4 protein-coding genes and 1 pseudogene are annotated in these 12340 nt (G+C 41.5%); all 5 read left to right on the forward strand.

Annotated elements, in window-relative coordinates; translation table 11 throughout:
* Positions 1 to 367: 367 nt before the first annotated feature.
* A pseudogene (locus JMY09_RS14805) lies at positions 368 to 616 on the forward strand (hemagglutinin repeat-containing protein); the annotation flags it as partial.
* Entirely contained in the window at positions 582 to 9938 is a 9357-nt protein-coding gene (locus tag JMY09_RS06940; RefSeq protein ID WP_227677213.1) for a two-partner secretion domain-containing protein, read from the forward strand. The pseudogene JMY09_RS14805 and the gene JMY09_RS06940, both read left to right, overlap by 35 nt.
* Positions 9938 to 10432 (forward strand): Imm42 family immunity protein, encoded by a 495-nt coding sequence (locus JMY09_RS06945; RefSeq protein ID WP_201622869.1) that lies wholly within the window; start codon positions 9938 to 9940, stop codon positions 10430 to 10432. The genes JMY09_RS06940 and JMY09_RS06945 overlap by 1 nt, the downstream gene beginning before the upstream one ends.
* Before the next feature lie 846 nt (positions 10433 to 11278).
* Positions 11279 to 11737, forward strand: a complete 459-nt coding sequence (locus JMY09_RS06950; RefSeq protein WP_201622878.1) for a DNA/RNA non-specific endonuclease — start codon at positions 11279 to 11281, stop codon at positions 11735 to 11737.
* A gap of 1 nt (position 11738) precedes the next feature.
* The gene (locus JMY09_RS06955; RefSeq protein ID WP_201622870.1) at positions 11739 to 12110 is read left to right on the forward strand and encodes an immunity protein YezG family protein; all 372 of its coding nucleotides are present in this window, start codon (positions 11739 to 11741) and stop codon (positions 12108 to 12110) included.
* Positions 12111 to 12340: the final 230 nt, after the last annotated feature.

Here is a 12340-nt window from a genome sequence, read left to right on the forward strand (position 1 = left end):
TACAAAGAAGTAAAGTGTTTAGAGTTCTATTGATTCCGATACATAAACTATATGGAGCTCCCATTTCTACAATGGTCTAAACTTAAATAAAAGCTACGATACAATGAGTGTCGTAGCTTTTTTAATTTATTAAACCCAACAGCCAAATCAGCGCAGGTGGTGACGTTACCTTTGACTTTGGCAGTATAGAGATGTTCCAACTCCCCCGATCCTATCGCTACTTTTTATGAAGTATCATAGGATGCGTCCAGCATAGAAATTAATTAATGATAACCCAATTTGTATACGAAGTATCATTCTATAAAAACACTATATTAAAACAAAAGCTACGATCTTAAACAGAGCGTAGCTTTTTTCATCTACCTACGCCAACAGCCAAATCAATGTTGGCACTACCACCTATAACATTGGTAATGATGTCAACATTAGAGGCGGCGTCATCAATACCGACAAAGCACAAGGCATCATACGTGGTAACGTCAATATCGAATCGCTACAAGACACTTATACCTACGACAGCAATCAGAAGAACATGGGCTTTACCGCTGATATCGCTTTAGAAGGTGTAGGCTCAAGTCAACATTCAATCGCCAAGCGCCGCTGGGGTATCGCGTAACGTTTTTAGCAAATTCGATGTTGGCGCTGATGGCGCTATTTTGAATAACAGTCGCGTCAATGCACAAACCCAGCTCGCCGGTTGGGTCGAGGGCAATCCTTATTTAGCACGCGGTGAGGCTCGGGTTATCCTTAATGAGGTCAATTCAAGCGATCCTAGCCGCTTGAGCGGGTTTACTGAGATTGCTGGTGGCCGTGCTGAGCTGATTATCGCTAACCCCGCTGGTATCACTTGCGCCGGTTGCGGCTTTATCAATGCCTCGCGCACTACCTTGACTACCGGTGAGGCGCTGATGGATCAAGGCCGCTTGATGGGCTTTGATATCAGTAAGGGTGCGGTTCGGGTTGAAGGTGAGGGCTTAAATACTAGCGGTGCTGACTACACCCAGATCCTCGCCAAAACCACGGAGATTAATGCGGCAGTCTATGCTAAGAGTTTAGATGTCATCACTGGTAGCAATCGAGTCAGCTATGAGACCGATGCGGCAGATACGGTTATTACTCCTAATAGTGCTGCAAGCAATCAAGCGACAGGCGTGGCGCTCGACGTTTCAGCGTTGGGAGCGATGTACGCCGGCAAGATCCGTCTGATCGGCACTGACAAAGGTATGGGGGTCACCAATGCAGGGAGCATCATCGCCTCCAATGTTGGCGGCTTGCAGCTCGATAGCAACGGTAATCTAGTTAATTCAGGTATGCTATCCTCAAAAGAAGAATTGAATGTCAAAAAAACAGGTAGCATCAATAATTCAGGCACCATCAGCAGCAGTCAAAAGACCATAACTTTAGACAGTCAAGACCTAACTAACTCAGGTCTTATTAGTAGCTTTGACAAAACTGAAGCGATCAATCAGCAACGTATTGAAAACTCTGGCACTATTAGTAGTGGACAGCTTAATATAAAGACTGCCACTTTAGATAATACGGGTCTTATTGAGCAAACAGGTACGGGTAAGCTAGCAGTACAAAGCCAAAAGCTCATTAATCAAAATCAGGCGATCATTGGGCAAGCGCTTTATGAAAATCAACCTATCGCGACGACGCCAAGTGTCAATACAGCGCCTAGTACGGCTAATACGGGCACACAAACCCAAGTTGTAGATAATACTGCAAACCCATCACCTAACCCTGATGTGCCCGCAACCTCTCCTATACTCACTCCTGTAACCGCTAATGGCTCAATCACAGCCACTACTATTAACAACACAACGAGCAATGCGCGAATCACTGCTACTGGCGTGGTGAATGTACAAGCAAATGATATTAGTAATTTAAACAAATCGAGCATAGCCGTCGATACGCTCATTACTGATAACCAGCAATTAAATAATCGTTTGAACAATGATAATAGCCGTATTCAGGTGAGTAACGCTGACTGGAATTTAGCGAAACTTGACAATAGACAAGGTCAGATAATCAGTCAACAAGGTTTTAATATAACCAGTCAGCAAGGGATTGATAACACAGCGGGTATTTTAGCGAGTCAAAAAAATATTACGCTTATCACGCAAGCTAATATCAATAATACTCAAGGTCTAATGCAAGGTCTAACGGTTACGACTAAAGCTAATCAGCTGGACAACACCCAAGGCAAAATTTATGCAGAGGATACGCTTGGTGTGACGCTAAGCGGTAAGCTGGATAACACCCAAGGCCTTATAAGTGCTAAGCAAGATGTCGATATTGATAGTCAATCGCTCATCTCACAGAACAAGGCACTAGTTCGTAGCGCTAAAGCGATAGATATAAAGGTTAAAGATCGAGTAGATAATTTAGACAACTCAACTATAGCTGCGGGTACTACACTCTTTATTCAAGCAAAAGACACCGTGCAAGATGCGACCTCTAAAATGATTGCTGGTATGAGTGAGGATGGCACTTTATCAGCTGATGAATATGATCTGAACATTACCAGTCAAAATAAACAAAGCAATCAAGGTCAGACGATTGCTACTGGTAGCTTAACACTAGTAGGTAGTGAGTTAGATTTAAACAAAGCCACCTTGCAAGCTAAAAATATTCAACTCAATGCAAATACTGAGAACCTTGATCTAAGCTATGGCAAAGTCTTTGCCGATGATAAAATATCATTAGGTGCTGCTAAACGCATTAATTCAAGCTATAGCGAAGTATCTGCCAATCAGATCGATGGTTTGGCATCGAGTATTGATAATACCCAAGGTAGTCTGTACGCCAATTCAACAATTAGCCTAAAACAAGAAAATCCAAACGGCGCGCTCACTAATAATTCGGGCACCATCCGTAGCAAAGGCTTATTAGATATTGGCTTTGATACTGTAGAGAACGTCGGTAAAAACTCATTATTATTATCTGATAAAGCGATAAATATTACCGCGCAGCAAATTAGCAATAGCGATCAGCTGGAGGGTAAAAACTTCACAGGTGGCATACAAGCGCCAAGTATCACTATCAATGCTAAAACCTTAAATAATAACCAAGGGTACATCAGTGGTACTACTAATAATTTATCACTCTCACAAGACCTGCAAAATACCAAAGGGTATATCTACGGTAAAGACGCATTAACTATAGGTACTGATGCGCAAACCTTAGCACTGTCTAACGCAGAAGGTGAGCTTAAAAGCGATAAAGACATAACGCTAATCGCTGATAAATTTAGCAATGCTCAAGGCTCTGTTATCAGTCAAGGCGATGCAAGCATCACACTCAAGCAAGATTATACGCATCAAGCAGGCGATAATCTACAAGTTAATAATCAGCTCTCTATTAAAACACTTGGTAACTTTAATAACCAAGCTGAGCTCAAAGCAGGTAATAAACTTACTCTACAAGCGAATAATATCACTAACGATAGTACTGGCACGATTGTAAGCGATAGCGTAGCGCTTAGAGCGACTAAGACTTTGCATAACAAAGGTCTAATCAATGCCAATGATTTAAGTTTGCAGGCCAATCATCTCGATAACGATAGTGCCAAAATATATGGTACAACCGTGCTAATCAAAGCAAATACGGTAAACAATCAAGGTGGTCGCTCAAATCCTAAAGGCGCTATTATCGCCTCAAGAGGCAATATGGTGATCATTGCTGATACGATCAATAACCAAAGTGGCACTGTTACCAATAGTAAGGCACAAGATAATGCATGGATACTTAGTAATCAAAATCTAACCATTGGTGGCGCTATCGATGACAAGGGCGTGGTTACGGCTAATGCCAAAGAAGTTAACAATCTAAGTGGTCGTATCGAATCGTTTGGTGATATGTCAATCACTGCTGATAAATTGACTAATAAAAATCTATCGTTTAAGACTGAGATCCAAGACGTTGCAGGCAGTGAGAACCAAAAGACATTTATCATACCTAAAGCCACTGACAACAAAATACCTTTAGATAAATTAAAATGGGAGTCTTGGAGCCGTGCAGGTCAATATAGATATGCTGAGGACGATGATAATATTATTGAAGAGGGTCAGCTGGGTCAGTCGCCAATACCTAGTGCGACTACCTGTGATGATGGGCCTACTAGCGTCTGCACCTTAAATTATAAGAATAGTGATCCTGTTTGGGCGTACTTTGAGCTGACCCCGCCCAATAGAGAAGCGCCACCTGAGCCTACCCTTACTAAGCCTACGCCGCCTACAGGTCAAGAGAGCTGTAGTGATCCTGCCAGTGCAGCTTGCAGTGCGTACAATAGTGCGCTTGAGCAATATAAGCAGCAGCAAAAAGAGTATGATACTGCCTTGCAAGCTTATGGTGCTGAGCTTAACAGTTGGGAGGAGCAAGATAGTGAAAAGTATGAAGCACTAGATAATGCGGTACGCGCTTATAACGAAGGTTATGGACGTGTTGAGATTAGAGCTTGGACAAAAATTATAGTTAATGAGCGTCAAAGACAAAGCGTAGTGCTAGACTCAGCCCCAGCGCAGATCATTGCTGGTGGTAATATAACGCTGGATGCTGATTATGTCCTCAATGACAAAAGCCAAATTCTAGCAGGGGGTCGTATTGACTTTGATGAAAGTAACAGTACCCTTGAGCAGCTAGATGGTGAAGGCAAACTATTAGTTATTCAAAATGGTACTAGTCAGTTTAGTGAGTCACGGTGGCGCGGCGGGTTTAAGCGCTATCATCAACGTGATAATGATGACTCAATAGCCTTTACTGACTCTCAAGAGAGCACTATTAAGCTACCAGTAGCGCGATTTAAGGAGTTTGCTGATCTATCCCCATCCGTACAAGATACGATTGCCGTTGATAATCAAATCGATGGTAATAGCTCAGCAGTATCAGCTCTACAAGGCGGAGCTGCTCCCACCAACAATAGCTCAATTACGGTAGCTGTCTCCCCATCAGGCGATGAGATTCGAAGTGTCGATGGTGCGACAAGTCTGCCCAATAACAGCCTCTACACTATCGATGCCGATAGTACCAATAGCTACTTAGTAGAGACGGATCCTGCCTTTGCTAACTATAAAAACTGGCTAACCTCAGACTATATGCTACAGCGCCTAAAGCTTGACCCTAACATTACCCAAAAGCGTTTGGGTGATGGCTACTACGAGCAGCAGTATATCCGCGACCAGATCATGATGCTCACAGGTCGCTACTACTTAGGTGACTATAGTAATCAGGACGAGCAGTATAAAGGGCTTATGGATGCGGGCATCAGTGTTGCTCAAACGCTAAATATACGTCCAGGTATCGCCCTCACAGCAAGCCAAGTGGCTAATCTAACTAGTGACATCGTCTGGCTTGAGCAGCAACAAGTCACGCTTGCCGATGGTAGCACACAGACAGTGCTTGCCCCCAAAGTCTACGTACGAGCTAAGCAAGGTGCGATCAGAGGTGATGGTAGCTTTATTGCCGCAGCCCAAGTCAATATTAATCTCAAGGAAGACCTCAACAATCAAGGACTTATTGACGGTTATAAAACCCTTAACGTAAACGCTAATAACGTCAACAACACCAATGGCGGTCGCTTAAGTGGTGCTGATGCTAGGATTAACGCTGACGATAAAATTAGCAACACCGGCGCTACTATTTATGCTGATAATACGCTAGGGTTAAAAGCCAATACCATCACCAATGCCAGTAGTACCTATAACACCAGCAATCAGCTTGGCGCAAGTAGTGCCACGCGCACAGGCATTGACCAAGTGGGATCAATTGGCGTAGGCGATGGCCTCAAAGGCCAAGTAGACGCTAATGGCAATCCCTTAACCACCTTATCTATCGCCGCCAAGAATGATGTCGTCTTTGCCGCAGGGGTCGCCAGTAACCAAAGCGGCAACACCCAAATCATCTCCGAGAAAGGCGACGTCAAATTCAATGCGATCAATACAGGCAATGAGGTTCGTGCCATTGGTGATGGCAATAACTACTACACTGATGGTCAGACCCAAGATAACGGTAGTAATGTTACTAGCTTTGGCAACTTAACCGTAGCAGGTAACAACGTCACAGGCGTTGCCACTACCCTAAACAGTCAAACAGGCACTACCAGTATCGTTGCCGACAATGACGTCACCTTCACAGAGGGACGCGCCACCACAGACTTCTCAACCGCCAGTAAAATGAGCAGCAGTGGCTTCTTAAGTAAAAAGACCACGCAAGACCGTTTCGACACCCAAAATGATAGTGCCATCAGCAGCAACATTGAGGGTGATAAAGTATTTATCCAAGCAGGACAAAACATCAGCCTCACAGGTACTAACGCCATCAGTGATCGTGGTACTCAGCTTATTGCGACTAAGGGTGATGTCAGCATCTTAGCCGCCCAGAACACCTCAAGTAAAACTAATATCTCGCAAGAGAAAAAGTCAGGCATGTTTAGCACAGGTGGCGCCAGTATCACCATTGGCAAACAGCAAACCGATGAAAGTAACACCAGCACCTCCTTGACCCATACTGCCAGCAATGTTGGCGCAATCGACGGCAACGTCATCATCACGGCAGGCGGTAAATACCAGCAGACAGGTAGTAACCTAATTGCAGGTATGGGCGCTGATAGCGACAAAGACATCAATTCCACGGAGCGTGGCAACACTATTGTCCGCGCCAAACAGATCAACATCGATAGTGTCAAAGATGTCTACACCAATCAAAGTGAGCAGAAGTTCAAACAAAGTGGTCTAACGGTGTCGGTTTCCAACAGCCTGATTGACAGTGCTAAGAGCATTGACGCCCTAGTCGATGCTGGTGGCAATACCCAAAGCGTACGTATGAAAGGTATGGCAGGCGCTGCTGGGTTATTAAAGGTAAAAGCCTTAGCTGCCGAGGCCAATAGTGCGGGGTACGATCTACTCGATGGCAATCTCAAAGGCGTGGGCAACACTCGTATCCAAGCCACTATAGGCACTCAAAAGAGTCAATCAAACAGCTCAAGCTACACTGAGGTCAACCACGCCTCAAACATCACTACCAATAACCTAGCCCTTATTGCAACCGGCGGTGGCACCGATAGCAACATCAACATCAATGGCAGTAATCTTAACGTCACCAATGACGCGCTGTTCCAAGCGGATAACAACTTAAATATTAACGCCGTGGCACAAAACAGCAATACTCGTAGTGATAACTCAAGCTCAAGTGCGGCTATTGGGGGCTATGCATCAACAGGTAGCGGTGTCGGTATCACCGCCAGTGCCAGCAAAGGCAAAGGCTATGCCAACAGCGACTCAGTCACTTATGCCGATAGCCAAGTCAACGTCGGTGGTACCACTACCTTCGACATCGGTAATGATGTAAATATCAAAGGCGGGGTCATCAACACCAATAAAGCCCAAGGCCAAATCCTTGGCGACGTCAACATCGAATCGCTACAAGACACCGCAACCTACGACAGTAATCAAAAGAATATCGGCTTTACCCTTGATGTGGCTTTAGAGGGTGCAGGGTCTAGTCTATCTGTCAATGGTGGTAAGACTGACATTAATGCCGACTATAAAGCGGTGGGTCAGCAGTCGGGCATCTTCACAGGAGACGGTGGCTTTGATCTAGAAGTTGGTGGTAAAACCACGCTGATAGGTGGTGCGATTACCACCACAGACAAAGCGCTAGAATTGGGTCTAAACAAGTATGTCAGTAAAGGCGGTATTACTACTCAAGACATAGAGAACACCAGTAGCTATGAAGGCGATGCGATACAAGTTGGTGTTAGTCTTGGTATGACTGAAAATAAACCTCAGGCCAATAGTAATGGTTTAGGTTATGGCACGGATGGGGATAGCGACAGCAGTATCACCAAAGGGGGCGTCAGTGGTTATAACGACGAGCAAGGTATTTTCACAACCGACAATCGCGCGGAGTATGCAGGTGCGCTTGAGAATGTGTTTGATGCAGAGCGAGTTAATGAGGAGCTGGGGGCACAAACAGAGATCACTCAAGCCTTTGATCAAGAGCGGCGTAAGATTAAGACTGAGCTTAATCAAGATGAGAAGAAATTAAGAGACGCAGCGAAAGAAGCTTTAGAAAACGGGGATAGAGATGCTTGGGAAGCTTATAGTCAAGAAGCAGATAAAATACAGCGAAAGTCTTTAATCTTTGACGGTATTAGCAGTGCCGTTTATGGGCCGAACAGCAATGGAGCAGTAGGATATGTTGCAAAAGCTATTAGTCCGCAAATTGCTTATCAAATTGGTCAAGCATTTAAAGGCAATGATTTTGAAAACAGCAAAAATGGAAACAACGAACTAGCTGGTGTGGGTAGTCCACAACATATATTAGCACATTTACTCTTAGGAGCAGCGGTTAGCTATGCTACTGGCAATGATGTTGTGACAGGTGGGTTAGGAGCTAGTGCTGGAGAAGCCACAGCACCACTATTATCTAAACTTATTTATCAAAAACCAACTAGCGAGTTAACGGCTGAGCAAAAAGATACTATCAGTAGTATCGCAAGCTTAACAGGCGTGGCTATTGGCGTAACTACTCGCAATGTCACTGATGCGGTGAATGCAGGTGAGACGGCGTTGGTGGCGGTTCAGGAAAATGATGGACGTATGATAAACGGTAAATGGTGTGATCCTGGAGAATGCGACTCAAAAGGTAATCCTGTTAATAGAAGAGGATTCTCTGACAATGAAGCGAAAGCTATAGCGGCAACTATAGGTATAGTCGTTTGGCCAGTGGGAGTATTAGAAGCCTATCTGGCAGCTGATAATGACGCAGAGAAGTTAGCCATACTGAAAACTGCTTTCTCTCCACTAAAATCAAGGGCATTACTAGAAGTACTGGAAAATACGCAAGTTGTAAAATCAAGAGCGAATAAACCATCTAATCAGACCGCTAATAGAGCTGGTAAGACCTGCTCCTTCCGTGGGGATATGCTAGTTAAAACCATTTCTGGTTATAGACCTATTTCCGAAGTTCGAATTGGCAATATGGTGCTGTCTAAGAACGAGATAACTGGGAAGTTAACCTATCAAAGCGTATCGAACCATTATAATAATACTTATAATGCTACCGTATATATTACTATTAAGGACAGTAACGGTAATACTCAGACTATCGTGTCTAATAAAATCCATCCTTTCTTTACCCAAGTTAATACAGGTGCTCAACTACCACAATCGTCAGAAAGGCATAATTATCAAGGCAATATCGATAATGCACAATGGATAGACGCTAGTAATCTAAAAGCAGGTTATCAGCTGTTATCTGAAGATGGTCAGTGGCAGGTGGTTCAAAGTGTGACACAGACAGAAGAGTCATTGTCTGCCTACAACTTAACGGTTAATAACGACCACACGTACTTTGTCACTGGTAGTGATAGTACTTATGGAGTCTGGGTTCATAATGACTGTTGGGAAAATTTAGACTCTTTTCAAGTAACAGGTACTAAGACTGAAAATGGTATTAAAGTTAAATATTTTATAGATGATAAGGGTAAATTCAATAAAGCCTATGAAGGAAAAGATGGTCGCTGGTATGATCCAAATGTATATCCGCCAAGTAAACCTAATCTTAAAGATCCTGCTAGAGTTCCGCAGCAAGGTTCAGCTATTCCTTATGCTAAACCAGTAGAAGCTACTAACGGTTTGACTTATAAATCAAATCCTAAACATACATCTGGATATGGAGGGGGAAATGGAAAGTTGCCTGCAGGTATTGAACCAATAAACTCATTACAAATTTTTGAGAGCTCAAAAGCTTTAGGAGGTAAAAGGTATTCAATCGACAATAAAGGGGAAGTTCATCAGTTTACCAACAGTCGTGATTCTTGGCATTGGGCTGGAGGTAGTGCAGATACCAAAGCAAAACTGGTGTTAGACAATATCACTAAATCTAAACTTCGAGATTTATTTCCAAAACACAAAGATAACCCAAGGTTGCAATAATGCTAATTATAGACGACGATTATAAATTTGGAATTTTTTGGGAAGTACTTTCTAAAGAAAATGAATTTTATTATGGAACAATGATGTTTATTATTGATGATGAAATTTTTCCTAAAAAAGTGGCTTTTAATCATACACTAGACACTATATTTTTTAATTTAAAACAGTCTGCAAACGACCTTTATCATCCAGCAGAAAAAAATAATGGTGAATTAGGTTCAAATACTGTAGATAATAGAAAATTAAGCTATGGTAAAGTTCCTAATATTATATCATTAAATACTTCAGAGTTAGGTATGGCTTATACGGGGTGGGAAGGATATGGAGGTATAAGTTTGCAGCTAGGCTTTAATGAGGATACGGAAAGATTATTTTACAGTGAAGACAACGGAAATAACTTTAAAGAGATTGTATTAAAAAAAGGAACTATTCAAAATATTTTTGAAATGTTGCCTGATAATGTAGCGCTAGAAGCTCAATTACCGAAAACATAGTAACTCTATATAAATGCTGTATTCATATCTGATTTATTTTGGAATTATAAAAATATTATTTTTGATAATCCTGATAAATTTGCAATATACATAGATGTGGTGAAAGATTGATCTTATCCTGATTTTGGAGAAGGTATATTTGCCTATATTACAAAAAATCAGACTATTCCAAAAATTTTTTTGATGTTTCAATATCTCTCAGTGATTATTTGGCAGAATTAAAATTACACTATGACTCCAATAAAAAAATGACAGGGAAGTCAATATATTTTTGAATTAGATGCAATAAAGTTATACGAGATTTTAGATAGAATACGCTTCCCCAGTATAGATAATGATCAGGTTTGGAAGTATTCATTACTTTTAGGAAATAAGATTAGTTATAGCAATGAATTATATTTAATAATCTTTAAAGATAAAGATAAAGATAAAGATAAAGATAAAGGTTCTGAATTTATAGTTAGTTTAGAGTTACCAAAAGATACTATTAGTGATGTTTTTTTAGAGGCATATGAATGGTGCTTAGATAATTTGGAATGAAAAAATGCTTAGATACCGTCAAAAAATGAGTATAGGGTTTTATTTTGCTAGCGCGTAGGCTGGGTGGAGCTTGCTGCATCCAGTATCTTATTAGATTAAATATTAAAGAACTACTTCACCCAAGCATCAACCTGTATGCCCCTGCTGAGGAACGAGGCACGAAGCTAACTATTAAAGAATAATAACCCATGCCCCGCATATTTCACGACAATTAAAGAACCCAAATCTACAGGCTATTTTCTTACAGTTAACGTTTTTAAGAAAGAAAGCCTAGCAGTCCTTGGCAACACCCGCATCCAAGCCACCATCGGCTCACAAAAGAGCCAATCAAACAGCTCAAGCTACAACGAGGTCAACCAAGCCTCAAACATCACCACTAACAAAAATTCACGTGTCACTTCTGTTGAAGCAGATCTATCACTAGATACTAACGCTAGGAATGGTTACCAGCAAAGAGTTTCGGGACGTAAAGACAGACTAGATGATGATTATGGGGGTCATTTGATTGCCTCTATGTTCGGAGGTCCTGGAGAGGGTATCAATATCGTTGCTATAAACGCAAAATTTAACGGTTCTAGTGGAGAATGGTATAAGATGGAGCGAGTTTGGCAAAAAGCTTTAGATAGTAATAAAAGTGTAAAAGTAAAAATAGAACCTATATACTCCGGAAACAGTAAACGTCCTGATAGCTTCGATATAACACAGGTAATCGGTAATAAAACAAGCGATAAAATTAACTTGAAGAATACTGAAACTGGAAAATAAAATGGATGATCAAGATATTTATAAAACAATAGCCAAATTACTATGGTCTATATTGCCTGACGAAGCTAAAGAGATAAAATACTTTGGAAGGTTCTATCAAAATAATAGTCAAGCTGGAGTAAGGTGGGTTGATAAGCTAGGCAGTATGAATAGTTTTTATGAAGGATTTAATAATCCTGTAGAAAAAATTGAGCGAGAAATACATAAATTAGTAGTAGATTTACAACAATGTTCAATATTCGCTGAAAATCCATGGACACACTTATCAATAACTCTAACTGAAAACAGCAAGTTTAAGATGGAATTTGCTTATATTTCTGAAGAAGAGAGTTGGCCTGGTTTATATATGAGGGCAATTAGCGATTTAGATTAAACTGAATTTGATGAATACAATATCCCATTAGAGGAATGGAAAAAATGTGTAAGTGCAAAAAACTAAACATATTTTCAGTTGTTTATATTCGTGATTTAGCGCTTAGATACCATGAGAAAAAGCAAGCCTAAAGACTCAATTAACATGTAAAGAAGCATCGAAAGGTCGCTGACTTTTCAACACTGCCTGAGCGATGGCTAATATCTTACGCATTAAAGCAACAATGACCA

Origin of the sequence: Psychrobacter urativorans (assembly GCF_904846695.1) — a bacterium.
GTDB classification, from domain to species: Bacteria; Pseudomonadota; Gammaproteobacteria; order Pseudomonadales; family Moraxellaceae; genus Psychrobacter; species Psychrobacter urativorans.

Excerpts from the sequence above, each read along its gene's own strand:
- JMY09_RS06955 (WP_201622870.1), top strand. The coding sequence starts at position 11,739 with ATGGATGATCAAGATATTTATAAAACAATAGCCAAATTACTATGGTCT.
- JMY09_RS06945 (WP_201622869.1), top strand. The coding sequence starts at position 9,938 with ATGCTAATTATAGACGACGATTATAAATTTGGAATTTTTTGGGAAGTA.